Below are 18,787 nucleotides of genomic sequence, written 5' to 3' on the forward strand. Positions count from 1 at the left end.
GGATGAGTGCTGTTGTAAGCACCTCGTCGACCTCGTTGACATCGATCCGCGTCATGAGACAGAGTTCCCCTCGTTCCCTTAATGGATTTCCGTGGGTCACGGAGTGTGAAACCGCAGTGGACGCGCGATTAGAAAAGGTGAATCCCTTACCGGCCGAGACGATGGTGGGGATGTTCCGGCGCCAGGTCGTTCGGGCCCCGGAGTCGATCGCGGTGGTCGCCGCTGACGGCACGCTCTCCTACGGTGAGCTCGACGCCCGCGCTCGGGCGGTGGCGGGCGGGCTGCGAGACCGTGGGATCGGGCCGGACGACATCGTCGCCGTCGCGATCCCGCGCGGCGCGGACATGGTGGTGGCCGTCGTCGCCGTGCTCGCCGCGGGAGCCGCGTACCTGCCGGTCGACCCCGCCCAACCGCCGGACCGGGTGCTCACCGTGCTCGCCGACGCCCGTCCCGCCCTGGTGCTGACGCCGCAGGAGCTGCGGGCGCTGGAGGCCGCGGGGACGTCCGCCGCCCCGGTGGCGGATCCCGATCCGGCGTGCGCCGCCTACGTCATCTACACCTCCGGTTCGACCGGAAAGCCCAAGGGCGTGGTCGTTCCCCATGCGGGGATCGCCCATCTCGTCGCGGCGCAACGGGAACGCTTCGGCGCCCGACCGGGTGCCCGGGTGTTGCAGTACGCGTCGGTCGGCTTCGACGTGGCCGTCGCCGACCTGTGCATGGCGCTGCTCACCGGGGCCACGCTCGTTCTCGCGCCGCCCGAGGGCCTTCCGCCCGGCGAACCGTTCGCCCGGTTCATCGCCGAGCACGGCGTCACCCATGTGTGCATGCCACCGAGCGCCCTGGCCACCCAGCCGGACCTGGCGCTGCCTTCGGTCGCCTGCCTGATCGTGGCGGGGGAGGCACTGGGCCCGGACCTCGTCGCCCGATGGTCTGCCGGCCGCCGGATGATCAATGCCTACGGCCCGACCGAGACGACCGCGTGCGCCACCATGAGCGCGCCGCTCACCGGCGGCCCGGTGGTGCCGATCGGGGCGGCGATCCCCGGCACCGAACTACGGGTGCTGGACGAGAAGTGCGCCCCGGCCGCCGAGGGCGAGCTGTACATCGGCGGCGCCGGGGTCGCGCGCGGCTATCTGGGCCGCCCCGGGCCGACCGCAGAGCGGTTCGTCGCCGACCCGTGGGGTCCGCCCGGGTCGCGCATGTTCCGCACCGGCGACCTGGTCCGCGTGCTGCCGGACGGTGACCTGTTGTTCCTCGGTCGGGCCGACGACCAGGTGAAGATCCGCGGCCACCGGGTCGAACCGGCCGAGGTGGAGGCCGCGCTCGGCGCTCACCCGGCGGTGGCGCGGGCGGCGGTCGTCGCCCACTGCGGACCGCTCGGCGCCTACCTGGTGGGCTACGTGGTGCCGCGCGGGGCGAGCGTGCCGGACCTGCGCGCGCACCTCGCCGAGCGGCTGCCGGCCCACCTCGTCCCGGACCTGATCGAGGTGGTCGGGCACTTCCCGCTGACCCCCAACGGAAAACTGGACCGGGCCGCGTTCGCCGAGCCCGCGCCGCGGGCGTCGGGCGCGCTCGCCGACGACCTCGCCCGGTTGTTCGCCGAGGTGCTGTCGGCGGATTCGGTCGCGCCGGACGACGACTTCTTCGCCCTCGGCGGCACCTCGCTCATGGCCACCGCGCTGGTCAGCCGGATCCGGGTCGAACTGGCCGTGGACGCGTCCGTGGCCACTGTGTTCGACGCCTCCACACCCGCCGATCTCGCCAAAACGCTGTCCGCGATGGACCCGATGGACCCGATGGACCCGGTGGGCTCGGCTAGGGGCCGGACATGAACGTCGTCATCGTCGGGGCGGGCATGGCCGGAACCATGCTGGCGATCCGACTGGCCCGCCGCGGCCACCGGGTGGACGTGGTGGAGCGGCGCGCCGACCCGCGCGGCACGAACGGCCCGGACGCCGCGTCGATCAGCGTCGGGCTGTCCGAACGCGGGCGGGCGGCGTTGCGCGACATCGGTCTCCTGGAGGAGGCCCTGGCCAAAGCGGTTCCCATGCGCGGGCGGATCGTCCACCACAGCGGCCGGGCCACCTACCAGCCCTACGGCGCGGACGACACCGAGGTGCTGCACTCGGTCCGCCGCCACGACCTCAACATCGCCCTGCTCGACGCCGCCGAAACGGTTCCCCGGGTGCGGCTGTGGTTCGGGCACCGCGTCACCGGCCTGACCGGTACCGAGGTGCGGACCCCGGCCCGGACGTTCCCGGCGGATCTCGTCGTGGGTGCGGACGGCGCGTACTCGACCGTGCGCACGCACCTGCACCGCCGGGTGCGCGCCGAGTTCCACCAGACGCACCTGGACTGGGGCTACCGGGAGTTCACCATTCCGGCCGTCGACCGACCGGAGGCGTTGCACGTGTGGCCGAGCAGACGAGGACTGGTGGTGGCACACCCCAACCCGGACGGATCGCTGACCGGCACCGTGTTCCTGCCGTTCGACGGCGACACCGGGTTCTCGGGGCTGCGCGACCCGGCGCGGGCCGGGGCGTTCCTGGCCGAGGAGTTCGGCGACCTGACCGATCTGGTGCCGGACCTGGTCACGCAGTTCCTCGCGCACGAGCCGGGCAGCCTGGTGTCGGTGCGCACCGCGCCGTGGCAGCACGACCGTGTCGTCCTCGTCGGCGACGCCGCGCACGCCGTGTTCCCGTTCTACGGCCAGGGGATGAACGCCGCGTTCGAGGACTGCGCAGTGCTCGACGCGTGCCTCGCCGAGTACGCCCCGGGCGACGCGCTCGCCGCGTTCGAGGCCCGCCGCCGCCCGCACACCGACGTGCTCGCCGAGTTGTCCGCGCAGAACTTCGTGGAGCTGCGCGACCGGGTGCGCTCACCGGTGTTCCTGGCCCGCAAGCGGGTCGACTTCGCGCTCGGCCGCCTGATACCGGGGTGGCGGACGCTGTACGCGATGATCAGCCACAGCAGCCTCCCGTACGGCGACGCGCTCGCCCGGGCCCGCCGCCAGGACCGCCTCCTCGGTGGACTCGCCGGGCTCGGCACGGTCACGTTGCTCGCTGCGGCGCGGTGGAAGCGGAGCGGGAGATGCTGAGCCACCCGGAGGGTGACGTCGCGCTGTTCGAGCCGGATCACCCGGACCTGCCTGCCGCCGCCGAGGTGGTGCTGGCATGGGCGCGGTCCTACCTGTGTCGACCGCACCCCGATCTGGGGCGGGGCGGCGACGTCTGCCCGTACACGGCCGTCTCGCTGGAACGGGGCGGGTTCTTCCTCGCGGTACACCCGGGGCGGCCGGACCTGCGGGCGGTGATGACCGCCTACCGCGACTGGTTCCCCGATCTGCCGCCGCGTGAGGGGCCGCAGGCCAGATACCGGACGGTGCTGGTGGTGCTGCCGGACGTCACGCCCGGGGAGATCGACCGCACGCAGCGGGAGCTGAAGCCCGGATTCGTGGAACGCGGCCTGATGGTCGGTGAGTTCCACCCGGGACCGCCGTCCGCGACCGGTCTGTGGAACGCGGACTTCCGGCCGATGCGCAGCCCGCTGCCGTTGCTGGCGGTGCGGCACATGGTGGCCGCCGACGCGCCGTTCCTGCGGGCGGACCCGGAGCATCTGGCGGCGTACCGGCGCCGGTTCGGAGATCGGGGAGCCTACCGATGACGGTCCCGCTCCCGCCCGGGGCCCGGCGACTGTGGTTCCTCGAGGCGTTCGCCGATGGCGCACCCCTGCACAACAACCCGGCGGTGTTCCGGTTGACCGGCCCCGTGTCGGTGGACGCGCTCCGGCGCGCGGCGGATCTGGTGGTGGCCCGGCACCCGGTGCTGCGCACCACCTTCGACGAGGTCGACGGCGAGCCGGTCGGACGGGTGGGTCCGGTGGGCGCCGCGGACGTCGTGGTGCGGACGGTGCCAGCCGCAGCCGCAGCCGCAGCCGCAGCCGCTGCGGCGTTCGCGGGGCAGGCCGCACGGGAGCCGTTCGACCTGCGCACCGGGCCGCTGTTCCGGATCCGGCTGGGCAGGATCACGCCGACCGACCACGTACTGGTGATCAACACGCACCACGCGGTCGTCGACGGTACGTCACTGTCGGTGCTGTGCGGGGAGATCAGCGCCCTGTACGCCGACCCGGCCCGGTCACTGCCGGACCCTGGAGCGCCGCCGGACGTCATCGACCACGACCCGTCCCGCCGGGTGTCCGATCTGGACGGCGTGCCGGACCTGCTCACCCTGCCCACCGACCGGCCCCGCCCGAGGATGCGCGCCTTCCGGGGGGAGCTGCGCCGCCACGCCGTCCCCGAGGGTCTCACCGCGCGGGTCGACGCGCTCGCCCGCGCCACGCGCGCCACCCGGTTCGTCGTGCTGCAGGCCGCGTACGCCGCCACCTTGGGCACGACGGCGGGTCAGGACGACGTCGTGGTCGCCACCCTGTGGTCCGGGCGGCCGGGGCCGGAGTTCGCCGGCGTCGTCGGAATGTTCGTGAACCCGGTGCCGTTGCGGGTGGGGATCGGCAGCGATCCGACGTTCCGCGAGCTGGTGGCCAGGGCCCGCCGCGCGGTCGCGGCGGGACTGGGCGGCGCGGCAGTCCCGTTCGACCGGATCGTCGAGGCGGTCGGCGCCTCCCGCGACCCGAGCCACGCACCGCTGTGCCAGGCGCACCTCGTGATGCAGGACCCGCCCGAGGTGGTGCTCCCCGGCGTGCGGGCGGAGCGGATGTTGCCGGACACGGGCACGGCCGACGTCGACCTCACCGTGATGGTGGAGTCCGGCGGCGCGGAGATGGCCGTGGTCACCGAGCACGACACGGACCTGTTCGACGGGGCGACGGTCGACGGTGTCGCCGGGCGGTTGCTGGCCTTGCTGGACCGTGCGTGCGCCGATCCCGATCGCCGGTTGTCGGCGTTGACGGCAGGGCCCTCGGTGGTGGCCGCGTCGGTGGTCGGGCCGGCCGGTGCTCCGGAGCCGTCGACCGTGCTGGAGCTGATCCGGTTCGGCGCGGACGGCCTCGCGGTGGGTGAGTTGTCCTACGCCGAGTTGGAGCGCCGTTCGGCGGCGCTGGCCTCGGTGCTGCGGGCGAAGGGCGCCGGGCCCCAGGCGTGGGTCGCGGTGGACCTGCCGCGCGGCACGGACCTGGTGGTGGCCATCCTCGGGATCTGGCGGGCGGGCGCGGTGTACGTGCCGGTGGAACCGTCGTGGCCCGAACCGAGGCGCCGGGCCGTCACCGGTGCCGCCCGCGTGGTGCTGACCGAGATCCCTGACCTGCCGGAGGAGTTCGAGCGCGTCGATCCCCACCTCGCCCCCGAGTCACTGGCGTACGTGTTCCACACGTCCGGATCGACCGGCCGTCCGAAGGCGGTGGGCGTGCCGCACCGCGCGGTGGCCGGGATGCTCGCCCGGTCGACGACGTTGGTGGGGCTGGGCGCCGGGGACGTGGTGGCGGCCATGGTCTCCCCGGCGTTCGACATCTCGGTGTGGGAGCTGGTGGGGCCGCTGACGGTGGGCGCCCGGGTGGTGGCGGTACCGCCGGAGATCGTCGTGGACGGTCCCGCGCTGGCACGGCGTCTGAGGGCGGAGGCGGTCACGGTCGTCCAGGTCACCCCCTCGGTGTGGGCGGTGTTGGTGGCGGCCGGGGGCGTGCCGGAGTGCGTGCGGGTCCGGGTGTCGATCGGGGAGGTGCTGACGCCGGAGCTGGCCGGGGCGCTGGGCGGGGCCGAGCTGTGGAACACGTACGGCCCGACCGAGACGACGATCTGGTCGACCGCCGAACGGGTGCACCGAGGCGACCGGTTCGGCATCGGCGACCCGCTCGACGGCGTGGCCGGATACCTGCTGAACGCGGGCCTGCGACCGGTTGACGACGACGTGGTCGGCGAGGTGTACCTGGGGGGTTTCCCGCTGGCGCGCGGCTATCTCGGCGCGCCCGGCCGGACGGCGACGAGGTTCGTCGCCGACCCGTTCTCGCCGGTCCCCGGCGCGCGCATGTACGCGACGGGCGACCTGGCGCGGCGCCGGCCGGGCGGTGTCGTGGAGTTCGTCGGACGGGTGGACGCACAGCTCAAGGTGCGTGGTCACCGGGTGGAACCGGCCGAGGTGGAGGCGGCGCTGCGGGCGGACCCGGAGGTCGCCGACGCCCGCGTGGCCGGTGACGGTGACCGCCTGGTGGCCTATGTGATCTGGGCCGCCGTGCGGCCCGGCTGGCCGGGGGTGCGGGAGCGGCTGAGTCGTGTGCTTCCCGCCTACCTGGTGCCGTCGGCGGTGGTGTCCGTGGACGCGTTCCCGTTGACGAGCTCCGGCAAGCTGAACGTACGTGCTCTGCCCCCACCGGCGGAGGAGGTCGCCGCCCCTGATCCCCACCCGGGTCTGGAGACCACGATCGCGGAGATCTTCGCGCGCCTGCTGGCTCGCCCGGTGAACCGCGACGACGACTTCTTCCTGTCCGGCGGCCATTCCCTGGCGGCAGCGAAGGCCGTCGCCAAGATCCGGGCGTCGGTCGGCGTGGAGGTGACGATCAGAACCCTGTTCGCCCACCCCACCGTCGCCGCCCTGGCCGCCGCGATCGAGGCGGGCCAGGGGGATCCCGACACTCCGGAGATCCGGGACGCCTCGGGCGTGTCGGGGCCGGTGCCCGCGCCACCCGGACGGCTGTCCGGCCCGCAGCACGGACTGTGGATCATCCACCAGGTGGGCCAGGACAACGGCGCCTACGTCGTGCACGCCGCGTTCCGGTTGGAAGGTGCGCTCGACGAGGCGGACCTGCGCGCCAGGTTCGCCCGCACCCTGGCCATCCATCCCGCCCTGCGATCGGCGATCGTCGTCCATGACGACACCCCGCAGCTGAGCGCGGCGCCCTACACGGACGAGTTGCTGACGAGGGCCTGGCGCACCACCGACCTGAGCGCCCACGAGGACCCGTGGCCGGAGGCCGAACGCCTGGCCGCCCGGGACGCCGACCGCCCCTTCGACCTGACCCGGCGCCCATTGGCGCGGGCCCACCTGATCAGAACCTCGCCCACGACCCATCTCCTGACGATCACCGCTCACCACATCATCTGCGACGACACCTCGATAGCGATCCTGCTGGCGACCCTGACCACCGTGGATCCGCTCTCCTCGCCCCCGTCCGGTGCCACGGACGTCCAGGGTCCGGGGCCCGCGCTCAGCACAAGGACCAGCGCACCGGGACCACCGATCCCCGTGCCGGCAGCCGTGGGTCCACGGCAACGAACCACCGAATTCTGGGCGGAAACACTCCGCGACGCCCCGCCCGCCTCCGGACCCTCGCCGGACCACCCGTACGGCACGGCCCCCACCCCCGCATCGGGCGGATCGCCGCACCCGGAATCCGGCCCGGGCCCGGCTCACGCCCGCGGCGCGGGCGCCGGCCCCGGTGCCACCCACCGGTTCACCGTCCCGGCCGGGCTCGCCCGCCGCTTCGCCACCTGGTGCCGGGGCGAACGGGCCACCACCTTCGCCGGTCTCCTCGCCGTCTTCGCCCTCGTCTCCTCCACCCGGGACGGTGGTGACGACCTCGTCGTCGGCGCCCCGGTCAGCACCCGCCCGGCCGGGTGGGACGACGTGATCGGCATGTTCGTCACGACCCTCCCGCTCCGGCTCCGCACGAACCGTCGAGCCACCCCCCGCGACCTGCTCGCCGACGCCACCGCGGTGGTGGCCGACGCGATGGACCACGCCGACGTCTCCCTGGCCGACATCCTCACCACGGTCCCCACCCCACGGGAGGACCACCCCCTGTTCCGGACGATGCTGGTCCTCAACCGCGAGACGGCCCCCGTCACCTTCACCGGCCTGACCACCACGCCGCTGCCGATCGACCGCGCCACCAGCCGTTTCGACCTCACCCTCCACATCAGGGAACGCGAGGGCGACTGGCCCGCCCTCATCGACTACCGCACCGAGCGGTACGAGGCGGACACGATCACCAGGATCGCCGACCAGGTGCTGGCCGTCATGGAGGCCGTGGTCCGCCACCCCGGCCTTCCCCTGTCCCACCTGGACCTGCTGTCCCCGGCCGACACCGCCGTCCACACCGCCCTCGACACCCGGTCCGAGCCGGCCTCCCCGGGCGGACCGGACACGCCGTCCACCGGTCCGGCCGCCCACACCCGCCCGGCCGCCACGACCGTGGTGGACCTGATCGCGGCCCGCACCGCCCGGACCCCCGACGCCACCGCCGTCCTCGACCTCGCCGCCGCTCCCCTCACCTACCGCGACCTGGACCGCAGGTCCTCAGCCGTCGCCCATCACCTGCGCGGGGCCGGCATCCGCAGCGAGGACCCGGTCGCGATCACCATCCCGTCCAGCGCCGACGCGATCGTCGCGATCCTCGGCGTGCTCAAGGCGGGCGGGTGCTTCGTCCCCATCGACCCCGCCCAGCCCCCCTCCCGCCAACACGCCCTGATCACCGCAAGCGGTGCGCGGACCGTCCTGACCCGCGACGACCTCCCCGCCACCGGCCACCACGAACCCACCCCCCTCCACCCGTCCCAGCTCGCCTACGTCGTCCACACATCCGGCACCACCGGCGAACCCAAGGGCGTCGAAGTACAGCACGACACCCTCCTCAACCTCACCACCGCGTTCATCGCCGAACACGGCCTCACCGCCGCACACCGCCTCCTCATGGTCCCGCCCCCGCACTTCGACGCCGCGTTCGGCGACGTCTTCCCGGTCCTCGCGGTCGGGGCCACCCTGGTCATCCACCCCGACCCGGGCGGCCTCACCGGGCCGGACCTCCTCAAGCTCTGCGTCGAGCACCGACTGTCCGCGGTGGACACGGCGGCTCCCCTCTGGCAGCGCTGGGTGGCCGATCTCGCCGGGGAACGCCTCCCGTTGGAGATCATGATGGTCGGCGGCGACATCGTCCCGGCGGCGACCGTCCGCGCGTGGGCGGAGCACGGCATCCCCCTCCACAACCACTACGGCCCGACGGAAGCCACCGTCTGCGCGACCAGCCACCGCACCGTCGACGGCCGCGAGCACCCCACCCGCCTGCCGATCGGCCGCCCGCTGCCGAACGTCCGCGTCCACCTCCTCGACCCGGCTCTGCGACGGGTGCCCGTCGGCGTGGTCGGTGAGGTCTACATCGGAGGGACGGCGCCCGCCCGGGGGTACCGGGGCAACCCGGCCGCGACCGCCGCGGCGTTCTTCGCCGACCCGTACGGCGCCCGCCCCGGCGCCCGCATGTACCGGACCGGCGACCTCGCGAGACTGAACCCGCACGGCACGCTCGAATTCGTCGGCCGGGCCGACGACCAGGTCAAGATCCGCGGCAACCGGGTGGAGCCGGGGGAGGTGGCGGCCGTGCTCGCCGCGCACCCGGCCGTCGCGGAGGCCGTGGTGGTGGCCAGGGGCGACCGCCTCATCGGCTACGTCGGCGCCCCGACCTCGACCGCGCCCATCGGGACCACACCCATCGGGACCGCGCCCATCGGGACCGCGTCCACCGCGAACGCACCCGATCCAACCACCCCCGACCCGCGGGTCGCCGTCCCGGACGTTCCCGACCTGCGCGCCTTCTGCGCCGACCGCCTGCCCGCGCACCTCGTGCCGGACACCGTGGTCGTCCTGGACGCCCTCCCCACCACGAGCACCGGCAAGGTCGACAACGCCGCCCTCCCCGAACCCCCCACCCGCCCCCGCACCCCGGCCGATCCGCCCCGGACCGCCACCGAGCGGGCCGTCGCCGCCATCTGGGCCACCGTCCTCGACCGGTCCGACGTGGACCGCACCGCGGATTTCTTTGCCCTCGGCGGGCACTCGCTCATCGCCGCCCACGTCCTCGCCGCCGTCCGCGACCGCCTCGGCGCCACGGTGCCGATGCGCACCCTGTTCAACGCCCCCACCGTGGCGGCGTTCGCGGCAGCCGTCGACGACGGTGCCCCGGCGGACCTGCCCACGGTCGACCGATTGCGCGCCGACGCCGTGCCCCCACCCGAAATCCGTCTCCGCACCGTCCACCCACCCGGCGTCCCCTCGGCCGGCACGGCGCGCCGGATCCTGCTCACCGGCGCCACCGGCTTCCTCGGCCGCCACCTCCTCGACCAGCTCCTGGCCAGGACCGACGCCCGGATCCACTGCCTCGTCCGCCAGGGCTCGATCGATCGGCTGCCGGTCACCGACCGGGTGATCCCGGTCCCCGGCGACCTGTCCGCACCCGGCCTCGGTCTGTCCACGGCGAACCACGACACCCTCACGACCGTGGACGCGATCTACCACAACGCCGCCGTGCCGCACTTCGCCGCGCCCTACGACGCCCTCAAACCCGCGCACGTCGACGCCACCGCCGCCATCCTGCGCCTGGCCGGCGACAGCGGCGCCCCGCTGCACCTGATCTCCACCCTCGGCGTCTTCCTCGGCGACGCCTACGACGGCCGCGTCATCACCGAGGCCGACGCCCCCACCGACCCGAGCGGCCTCACCAGCGGCTACGACCTCAGCAAATGGGTGGCCGACGCCATGGCCGACGCCGCCCGCGGCCACGGCCTGCCCGTCTCGATCCACCGCATCGCGGCCATCGTCGGCGACACCACCACCGGCGCCGCCGACCCGCGCTCCGCGTTCAGCCGCTGGCTCACCGGATGCATCGCCGCGGGCGCCGTCCCGGACACCGCCGAGGTGCTGGACATGGTGCCCGTGGACACGGTGGCCGCGGCGATCGTCGCGCTCTCACTGGCCCCGGACCACTTCTGCCGGGACCACCACTACCACGGCGACGGCGGCCTCACCCGGGCCGCCCTCGCCGCCGCCCTCACCTCGGCCGGTCACCCGACCGAGGTGGTGCCGTACCACCGATGGCGGGAGCGGATGCTCGCCGACCCGGCCGGGCCCTTCGCCCCGCTCGCCTTCTCCCTGCCCGAACGCCCCCGCCCGCACCCGCGGTTCGACTGCTCCCGCACCTGGGCCGCCGCGGCCGGGGCAGGGGTGGAGTTCCCCCCGGCCAACGAGCGAATGCTGCGCAGGCACCTGGACTTCCTCACCGGGGCCGGCGCGCTTTCCGGAAGTGGATGACCATGCCCTTGCCCGAAGAATCCTCTGGTGTCCCGGCTCCGGTACTGGACCGGCTCGGCGCGGCCGGGTACCGGGCCATGATCGCCGGTGTCCGGCTCGGGGTGTTCACCGCGCTGGAAACCGGCCCGCTGTCCGTCGAGGAGCTGGCCACCACCATCGGCGGTGACCCGGCCGGGGTGCGCAGCCTGGTGAACGTCCTGGTGACCTTCGGCTACCTGCGGCGTGACGGCGACTCCGACGGGGTCACGACCGTCGCGACGCCCGGCCCGGTGGACGCCGAACTGTTCTGGCACGAGGTCCTGTTCGAGCACTGGGCCGACATCGAGGACACCATCCGTACCGGCACGCCCCGCCGCGGCTTCTACACCTGGCTGAACGAGCGCCCCGCCAGCGGGGCCCGCCTGCGCCGGATGCTCGCCGGCGCCGCCGTGGACCTGGCCGATGACATCGCCGCCGCGCTGCCTCCCGCAGCGACCGTCCTGGACGTCGGGGGCGGCCACGGCGACCACGCCGTCGAACTGTGCCGCCGTCGCCCGGACGTGCAGATCACCGTCTTCGACCTGCCCGAGACGATCACGGCCCTGCGCGAAGACGCCCCACCGGACCGGGTGACGGCGCGGGCCGGCGACTACCTCACCGACGACCTGGGGTCCGGGCACGACCTGGTACTGCTGTTCAACGTCCTGCACGGCCACCGCCCCGAGGAGTGCCGCGAGTTGTTCCGGCGCGCGGCGAAATCGTTGTCCCCCACGGGAAGCATCGCCATCCTCGACCACGACCGGGAACCACCGGCCGGGCTCGGCCCGGCCGCGGCCGGGTACCTCAGCATGTTCGACCTGACCCTGTGGCAGGGCCACGCCGGCGGCGTGCACCGCTACGCCGACCTCGCGGCATGGCTGGGCGAGGCCGGACTCACCGAGACGCGGATCGTGCCGCTCGCCGCGTCCCCGCTGGAGAAGCTGCTGATCGCCGGCCGGCCGTCGTGACCGCCGACCCGTACCCGGGCTACGCCTGGTTGCGCGAGCACGACCCGGTCTGCCCCGTCGACGACCCGCACGTCCCGGGCCGGACGTGGCTGGTGACCCGGTACGACGACGTCCGCGCCTGCCTGGCGGACCGCCGCCTGGGCAGCGGCGCCCCGGTCAACCCCGACCCGCACCCGCCCGGTCTGTCCCAGCTGGACGATCCCGGACACGCCAGGCTGCGCCGGCTCGTCGCCGCGGCGTTCACCCCCGCCGCGGTGTCCCGCCTGCGCGAGCGCACCGCCCGGACCTGCGCACACGCCGTCGAGTCGTTCGCCGGGCGGGGGCGCGCGGACCTCGTCGCCGAGTACACCCGGCAGGTCCCGGTCGCCGTCGTGCACGACCTGCTCGGCATCCCGGAAGCCGAACGCGCGCCCGCCGCCGACGTGCTGGACATGTGGTACCGCGCGAAGTTCCAGCAACCGCGCGACGAGGCGAAGTTGACCGAGATGCTGGGTTACGTACGGAAGCTGGTGGCCTACAAACGCTCGCACCCGGGGGACGACCTGCCGACGCGGTTGATCGAGTCGGGCGCGCTGACCGGGGACGAGCTGGAGGTGATGGTGATGACGGTGATCGGCGCCGGTCACATCACCATGATCCAGTTCCTCGGCACCACCGTCCTGCGCCTGCTCGACCACCCCGACCAACGAGCCGCCCTGCTCGGTGGCGACATCGACTGGTCCCGGGCGACCAACGAGCTGCTGCGCCTGGATCCGCCGGACCACGTGGCGGAGTACCGGTACGCGGGCGAGGACCTGACGATCGCGGACGCCCGCGTGGCGAAGGGCGACGTGGTGCTGCTGTCGCTGGCGGCGGCGAACCGCGACCCGAACCGGTTCCCCGACCCGGGCGCCCTGGACCTCACCCGTGACGCCCGCCCGCACCTGGCGCTCGGCCACGGCCCGCACACCTGCCTGGGCAGCCATCTGGTGAAGCTGGAGACGGAGATCGCGATCACCACGTTGTTCGGCCGTCTGCCGGACCTGACCCTGGACGTCCCGAGCGGCGAGGTCGACTGGGGCTACGCCCCGACGTTCCGCGGCCCCCGGGCCCTCCCGGTCACCTTCACGCCTCCATGAGCCGGTGACCTCGTCACCACGGGAGGACGCGCCGTCGTGCGCCGGTAGAACGGGTGCGGACGTTCAGGCAGGTGCGGGCGTTGCCTCCTCGGCCGCACGGCTGACCTGCTCCCATGCCGCCCAGGTGTCCATCCGCTTCCGTGAGAGGTCGAAGGCGAGGTCGTAGACCATGCTGCCGAACAGCAGGCGCAGCGGAGGGTCGTCGCTGCCCACGAGTTCCAGCAGGGCCCGGGCCGCCAGTCGTGGCGCGCTGTCGACCGAACCGTCCGCCCACTGCTGCTCCAGTTCGGCTCGCAGCCCAGCGTATTCGGGGCGAGGTTCGGTGGACAGGACGCTGGTGTACAGGTCCGTCCAGTACCCACCCGGCTGCGCGATGCTCACCTTGACGCCGAACCGTGCGGCCTCGTGGGCGAGTGCCTCGCTCAGGCCCTCCAGTGCGAACTTGCTCGCGCTGTACAGGCCGGTCGAGGGGAATCCGCCGAGTGCGGCGATGCTGGAGACCTGCACGATGTGCCCGGAACCCTGCCGTCTCAGGAACGGCAGCGCGGCCTGGCTGACCCAGAGCGCGCCGAAGAAGTTCACGTCGAACTGGGCCCGTGCCTGGGCCTCGGTGAACTCTTCGATCATGCCGTTGGACATGAACCCCGCGTTGTTCACCACCACGTCAAGCCCGCCGTAGTGCTCGACGGCGGTGGCGATGCCGGCGAAGACCGCCGCCCGGTCGGTGACGTCCACGGGCAGGGTGAGGAGCCGGCCGGGGTGGGCCGCGACCAGGTCCTCCAGTCCCTCGGTTCTCCTGGAGACGGCTGTCACCGAGTCTCCGGATTCCAGCGCCGCCTGGGTGAAGGCCCTGCCCAGACCGCGGCTGCCTCCGGTGATGAACCAGACTCGGCTCACGACGTGTGTCCTTCCCTCAGATGGTCTGCTGTCAGGTGGTCTGCGATCAGGTGGTCTGCGATGCGGTGCCGCACCTCGGCCCGTCCTGCGCGCAGTTCGGTGGAGGACGCCGTCCACGAGGCGAACATCGGGTCGTGCGCGACCGCGTGTTTGCGGCGGGCGGTCAACTGCTGTGGATCGGTCGTGGCGCGGGTGGGCACGGCGTCCGATTCGGTCCATCCGAAGACCGTCCACGTGACCCACGGCACGGCGTGCATCAGGCGTCGACCTCGGTGGTCCATTCGACGAGCTGGACCACCACTCCGTTGGGGTCGGTGAGTTGGAGGAGCTTCTCGCCCCACGGCTCGGTGCGCAGCGGCATGGTGATGTTGGCCCCTTCCGCACGCAGACGTTGCTCCTCAGCGGCGATGTCCTCCACGGTGAACGCCACGATGATTCCGCTCGCCCGCTGATGCCGCTGGTCCTCGGGGAGCACCTCGGTGCCGCGGCGCAGCAGGACGAGATCGGCTGCGGCATACTGAGTTTGGAGCGGGCCAGGCTGGCCGCACAGGGGAAGACGGGCGTTCTTCGTATCGGCATGCTGCCCAGCAACGCCTATGACCTGCGGCCCTATTGGGAAGCCTTCCGCGCTCGGTGTCCCGAGTGGGGGCTCCAGATCCGAAACGTGCCGTTCCAAAGACCGTTCGAGCCGCTCCGTTCCGGGGAGGTCGACGTCATGGTGTCGTGGCTTCCTGTCGAAGAGCCCGATCTGACCGTCGGGCCGGTCCTGTTCACCGAGCCTCGGGTGATGGTGGTGAGCCCCGACCACGAACTGGCGGACAGGCGTTCGGTGTCCGCCGAGGCATTCGGTGACCACGGTGTCCTCAAGGGCCCGGACAACCTGCCGGACTACTGGGAGGATGCCTTCTCCCCCTTCCGTACTCCCCGTGGACGCCCCATCGAGCGACGAATAGTCGTGCCGAACCTGGACAACCTGTTCACCATCGTCAGTACGAGCCAGGTCACCCACGTCCTCGGCGCCCACGTCCTTCGGTTTCATGTCCGCCCGGACATCGTGTACCTGCCCGTCCACGACGGACCTCGGCTGAGCTGGGGCCTGGTCTGGTCAAGTGACATGGAATCCGCGCCGGTCCGAACCCTTGCTCAGGTGGTTCGCGACCTGGGTGGCTGGACCGCCTGAAGCCTCCTGCTCTCCTCCTGTGTCCTAGCCGATGATCTGGGCGAGGATGGTGCCGTTCTGGCTGGTCAGGCCGCCGGGTGTCAGGCACGGCAGTGGGTTGACGAGTGCGTAGATCCAGGTGAGCACACCCGTGGCGCCGGTGAACTCGCCCGCGGTGACGGTGCCTGTGCCGGTGGTCTGCGTGATGCCGGCGGTGGTGGTCGTGGCGTAGACGAGGCCGCTGACCGTGGAACTCTGCCCGTTGTTCCAGTGGATGACCAGGACGTTGCCGGGGTCGAGCCGGACGTTGTTGCAGGAGGCGTTCGGGACGGGAAAGGAGTAGGGGGATGTGATCACGCCGGTGATGCTGGGGTCCGTGGAGACGCAGGTGGGAACGGAGTCGGTCGCGGAGACGGTGACGGTCTGTGGTGTGAGTGTCAGGCCGGGGCTGTAGGTGACCTGGGTGGTGCCGGTGCAGGTGGTTGAATCGGCTGCGTGTGCGGGCACTGCCACACTGGCGCCCGTCACGGTCAGGACCGTGACGGCCAGCCAGCGGACCGCCTGTCGCAGCGGCTGCCGTGCGGGGGACATTTTCATGATCGCCTCACTCGATTCCGGGCCGCCGGTCACGGCGGCCCGCTCCTTGGCGGGCACGGTCTCGAAGACCTGCCCGTGTACCGCGCTGGGCTGGCGGAGATGGCGAGCTGCCGATTCCCGGGACGACGGAGTGACGTCAGTCAGAGGCTGCCCCGAGGCCGGCGAAGTAGCCGTACACGGAATTTCTGGCTGCGGGGGGAGTCCGGTGCACGACGTAGGAAGCGATCTCGACGAGATGGGGGCGTGCCGGTGATCGTCGAGCACGAGCGGGCGACGGACGCCGGGCGGACCTGCGGAGAGACCCGCGGCGGTCACGACTCCAGGGCCACGTCCACGCCGGGGCTGTAGCGGTGGCTTTCATGGATGAATTCCATACTGCCCCCCAGCCAGAGGATCACTTCATCGATGTAATCCTTGGTGGCAGGGATATGTCGTTCGTGTGCACATGTGGACGGGTAGAAGTACTCAATTCGGTCTCGAATTGAGAGTAGCGTGTTCATGCGTGCCTGCAATAGGGAGGTGTAGTGGCGGACGGTTTCGTGGGAGGTGCTGCCCAGGGTGTGCTGGAGACTGGTGAAGGTGTTGGGGACGGCTTCGAAGGCGTGCTCCCGTTGCAGAGACCCCAGATCCGTGACCATATTGGTCAGATCGCATACCAGAAGCCGGACGTTTTCCATGAGGAAGCTGTCCAGAACGGCATCCGGCAGTACTGTCGGACTGATCAGCTCCACTAGGCAGACCCCGATCGGCGCCACACAACTTCGCAGCTTGTAGGTGCTGAACGTCAGGTAGTCCGGAACCTCGCCTGTTCTCCGCAGTGCGATTTCCCAGAGGACTGAACTCTGGTATTCGTGGAAGCAGCGCGAGAATCGCCGTTCCCAGCCCGGATTCTTGAAGTGGGTGCGCGATGTGGTCCAGAGTTCGAGGAGGGCCCTACCGAACGGGGATTTCAGGGACTCCGGCTCGATCGGGGAATTGGCCTTCGGGGACACTATGGTCCCCATGTTCCGGAGGAATGCCAGATACTCCGGTGAGAGGCTGTCGTAGGGTGTCTCGTCCGTGTGCACGTCGACGGCAAACAGGAACACAGTCCAGCGGGTCGCCAGGGACAGGTCGGCCAGTGAAGCATTCGGGTAGGCCAGGGACGCACAGCGCGCGTAGCCGCATTCCATGCATTCCTGGAAGAATTTCTCGCTGCTCACGATGCCGATGTCCCGCGCCCACTCGAGCGCCTGCTCCTGGACCTCGTCCACGTGCACGTGCACGTTCATGGCGTGGGGTACAGGTCGCCGGCTGACGTCATCCGGCCAGATCTCTTTCCAGGGACTTTCAGACATGTGCATCCTCTCCGGGGCGGTCGTGCAGGAGGTGTGCGATTGCGCGTACCCGGGCTACGGGTACGCGGTTGCCAGATGAAGGGCGGAAATGATCGCGGACCGAGTCAGGTGCGGTGCGGTGAAGAGTCCTCGGCCGTTCCACATCTCGGCGTACTGCGCGTCGTTGTCGTCGAGGTGGTGGCAGAGGTAGGCGAACGCCCGCGTCAGGGGTGAGGTGTCCGTCGTGAGCCCGGCCCGTACGAGGGCGTCGAGGGCGAGGACGGCGTATGCGGTTTCCTCGGGCTGTCCTTGAGCAACTCCCCAGGAGCCGTTGGGATGCTGGGTTTCCCGCAGCCACCGGGCCGTCTTCTCCAGGAGCTTCGGTGCGGTGGAAGCCAGGCCGAAGGCGACGTGCGCTGTCGCGTAGTACGGGGAGGTGTGCCACTTGTCGTACCAGTAGGCGCCGTCGATGCGTTGGTCGGCGATGTATCCGGCCGCCTTCTTGATCTGGGCCGCATAGCGTCGTGGCTCCGGACCGAATGCTTCGGCGATCCGGGCATTGACGGCCACCGAGCCGTCCCGTTCGAACTCGTAGCAGGTGAAGTAGCTGTCCCGCTCGAAGGTCAACAGGTGGGGCAGGTAGGGCGTGACGTCGGTGCCCGCCCGGTGGAGGATGGTCATCGCCATGGCCGTGTCGTCGGCGTCGGGGAGCGGGAAGGTCGCGCTCATGGTGACGACACCGTCGGTGTCGAGGATCGCGCGCAGCGTCGCCAGGTGCTGGTCGATGCCGGTGGGGCGCAGTCCGGCCCGGACGATCGGGTAGAGGGCCCAGCCGAGGATGAAGATCTCGATGGGGGCGAGTTCGGGGAAGCCGCCGTCGGGGGACCGTGCGGCGAGGCGGCGCAGGAAGCTCTCGGCGGCGGCGTTCTCGCCGTGGCGGCACAGGGCCGCTGTGGCCGCCGGGGAGCAGCCGATGCTTCCGTCGTCCGCCTGGAAGCGCTCGGCCTGCCGGGCGAGGAGCTGCGGGCTGACGAGTTCGGCCGAGTACAGCAGGGGGGAAGGCGCGTCGCTGGGCAGTACTGCGGGGAGCCGGCCGAGTTTGGCGGTGCGGAGTTGCTCGATGTCGGTGAAGCGCTCGGCGGGCAGGTTCAGGCCCGCGCGGCGGCCCTGGTCCAGCAGGTACGGCACGGCCAGTTCGAAGGCGGACGTCTGGTGGGGGGAGGTGCGCCGGTCCTCGGAGTGTCGCCACAGGTAGTCCACGCCGGCCTGGACCGCGCTCTTGGCCCACGGCTCGCCGCACCGGCCCAGGGAGGCCACGGCGGCGAGGGTCGAGACCAGGCGGTCGACCGCCACGGGGAGCGTGCCGCCCCAGGAACCGTCGGCGTGCTGATGGTGGCGCAGCCAGTCCAGGGCCTGGGGAAACCAGGGGGTTCCGGCGGCGTCGCGCAGGCCGGCGACGAACGCGGTGTTGTAGGTGTTCGAGCTGGTGGGGTTGGAGTCCAGCGTGGCGAGAAGGTGTGCCGCGCGCTGGGTGAGACCGGGCGGTGGGATCATGGTGCGGCCCTCACTGGTGGTGAACTCGCTGTGGGCGGCGAACGGCCCGTCCGTGGTCACTGCGCAGCTCTTCGGGAAGGGCGGAGGCGAAGCACTCGTCGGCCGTCCCGACGTCCCGGTGGCCGAGTTCGGC

13 protein-coding genes are annotated in these 18,787 nt (G+C 72.0%); 7 read left to right on the forward strand and 6 right to left on the reverse strand.

Annotation, left to right across the window (positions count from 1 at the left end):
* Positions 1-161 precede the first annotated feature (161 nt).
* Genes ACFV88_RS15215 through ACFV88_RS15240 form a run of 6 tightly spaced genes read left to right on the forward strand, consistent with a single transcriptional unit; the run spans position 162 to position 13,131 of the window.
* A complete protein-coding gene (locus ACFV88_RS15215; RefSeq protein WP_385491221.1) occupies positions 162-1,832 on the forward strand; it encodes a non-ribosomal peptide synthetase in 1,671 nt (556 codons plus the stop codon).
* Positions 1,829-3,097, forward strand: coding sequence for an FAD-dependent oxidoreductase (locus tag ACFV88_RS15220; protein WP_385490694.1), 1,269 nt, complete (start codon positions 1,829-1,831; stop codon positions 3,095-3,097). The genes ACFV88_RS15215 and ACFV88_RS15220 overlap by 4 nt, the downstream gene beginning before the upstream one ends.
* Positions 3,091-3,663, forward strand: coding sequence for a DUF6875 domain-containing protein (locus ACFV88_RS15225; protein WP_385490697.1), 573 nt, complete (start codon positions 3,091-3,093; stop codon positions 3,661-3,663). Before ACFV88_RS15220 ends, ACFV88_RS15225 begins: the two co-directional genes overlap by 7 nt.
* Positions 3,660-11,027 (forward strand): amino acid adenylation domain-containing protein, encoded by a 7,368-nt coding sequence (locus ACFV88_RS15230; protein WP_385490700.1) that lies wholly within the window; start codon positions 3,660-3,662, stop codon positions 11,025-11,027. Before ACFV88_RS15225 ends, ACFV88_RS15230 begins: the two co-directional genes overlap by 4 nt.
* 2 nt (positions 11,028-11,029) lie before the next feature.
* Positions 11,030-12,013, forward strand: a complete 984-nt coding sequence (locus ACFV88_RS15235; protein ID WP_385490702.1) for a methyltransferase — start codon at positions 11,030-11,032, stop codon at positions 12,011-12,013.
* Positions 12,010-13,131: a cytochrome P450 gene (locus tag ACFV88_RS15240; RefSeq protein WP_385490705.1), complete on the forward strand. Its 1,122-nt coding sequence runs from the start codon at positions 12,010-12,012 to the stop codon at positions 13,129-13,131. The genes ACFV88_RS15235 and ACFV88_RS15240 overlap by 4 nt, the downstream gene beginning before the upstream one ends.
* A gap of 63 nt (positions 13,132-13,194) precedes the next feature.
* Here the strand turns inward: ACFV88_RS15240 and ACFV88_RS15245 are convergent, their stop codons facing one another.
* The 3 genes from ACFV88_RS15245 to ACFV88_RS15255 are packed head-to-tail and all read right to left on the reverse strand — an operon-like array spanning position 13,195 to position 14,503.
* The gene (locus tag ACFV88_RS15245) at positions 13,195-14,028 is read right to left on the reverse strand and encodes an SDR family oxidoreductase (protein ID WP_385490708.1); all 834 of its coding nucleotides are present in this window, start codon (positions 14,026-14,028) and stop codon (positions 13,195-13,197) included.
* On the reverse strand, positions 14,025-14,285 hold the full coding sequence (locus ACFV88_RS15250; protein ID WP_385490711.1) for a hypothetical protein: 261 nt from the start codon (positions 14,283-14,285) through the stop codon (positions 14,025-14,027). Before ACFV88_RS15250 ends, ACFV88_RS15245 begins: the two co-directional genes overlap by 4 nt.
* Complete coding sequence (locus ACFV88_RS15255) at positions 14,285-14,503, reverse strand: VOC family protein (protein ID WP_385490714.1); 219 nt, start codon at positions 14,501-14,503, stop codon at positions 14,285-14,287. Before ACFV88_RS15255 ends, ACFV88_RS15250 begins: the two co-directional genes overlap by 1 nt.
* Here ACFV88_RS15255 and ACFV88_RS15260 point away from each other — a divergent pair.
* Positions 14,480-15,208: a substrate-binding domain-containing protein gene (locus ACFV88_RS15260; RefSeq protein WP_385490717.1), complete on the forward strand. Its 729-nt coding sequence runs from the start codon at positions 14,480-14,482 to the stop codon at positions 15,206-15,208. The genes ACFV88_RS15255 and ACFV88_RS15260 overlap by 24 nt on opposite strands.
* Positions 15,209-15,232: 24 nt before the next feature.
* Here ACFV88_RS15260 and ACFV88_RS15265 read toward each other — a convergent pair whose 3' ends face one another.
* From ACFV88_RS15265 to ACFV88_RS15275, 3 genes are all read right to left on the reverse strand, one after another.
* Positions 15,233-15,841, reverse strand: coding sequence for a hypothetical protein (locus ACFV88_RS15265; RefSeq protein WP_385490720.1), 609 nt, complete (start codon positions 15,839-15,841; stop codon positions 15,233-15,235).
* A 254-nt stretch (positions 15,842-16,095) separates the two neighbouring features.
* Complete coding sequence (locus ACFV88_RS15270; protein WP_385490722.1) at positions 16,096-17,121, reverse strand: hypothetical protein; 1,026 nt, start codon at positions 17,119-17,121, stop codon at positions 16,096-16,098.
* Between the two features lie 54 nt (positions 17,122-17,175).
* Positions 17,176-18,714, reverse strand: a complete 1,539-nt coding sequence (locus ACFV88_RS15275) for a prenyltransferase/squalene oxidase repeat-containing protein (RefSeq protein WP_385490725.1) — start codon at positions 18,712-18,714, stop codon at positions 17,176-17,178.
* Positions 18,715-18,787 lie beyond the last annotated feature (73 nt).

The sequence above is a fragment of the Streptomyces sp. NPDC059816 genome (genome assembly GCF_042732055.1).
Taxonomy (GTDB): domain Bacteria; phylum Actinomycetota; class Actinomycetes; order Streptomycetales; family Streptomycetaceae; genus Streptomyces.

What these genes read in the sequence shown, in the direction of transcription:
- ACFV88_RS15270 (WP_385490722.1), bottom strand. Translation starts at nt 17,121, where the DNA reads ATGTCTGAAAGTCCCTGGAAAGAGATCTGGCCGGATGACGTCAGCCGG.
- ACFV88_RS15235 (WP_385490702.1), top strand. Translation starts at nt 11,030, where the DNA reads ATGCCCTTGCCCGAAGAATCCTCTGGTGTCCCGGCTCCGGTACTGGAC.
- ACFV88_RS15250 (WP_385490711.1), bottom strand. Translation starts at nt 14,285, where the DNA reads ATGCACGCCGTGCCGTGGGTCACGTGGACGGTCTTCGGATGGACCGAA.
- ACFV88_RS15225 (WP_385490697.1), top strand. Translation starts at nt 3,091, where the DNA reads ATGCTGAGCCACCCGGAGGGTGACGTCGCGCTGTTCGAGCCGGATCAC.
- ACFV88_RS15215 (WP_385491221.1), top strand. Translation starts at nt 162, where the DNA reads ATGGTGGGGATGTTCCGGCGCCAGGTCGTTCGGGCCCCGGAGTCGATC.
- ACFV88_RS15220 (WP_385490694.1), top strand. Translation starts at nt 1,829, where the DNA reads ATGAACGTCGTCATCGTCGGGGCGGGCATGGCCGGAACCATGCTGGCG.
- ACFV88_RS15230 (WP_385490700.1), top strand. Translation starts at nt 3,660, where the DNA reads ATGACGGTCCCGCTCCCGCCCGGGGCCCGGCGACTGTGGTTCCTCGAG.
- ACFV88_RS15260 (WP_385490717.1), top strand. Translation starts at nt 14,480, where the DNA reads ATGCCGCTGGTCCTCGGGGAGCACCTCGGTGCCGCGGCGCAGCAGGAC.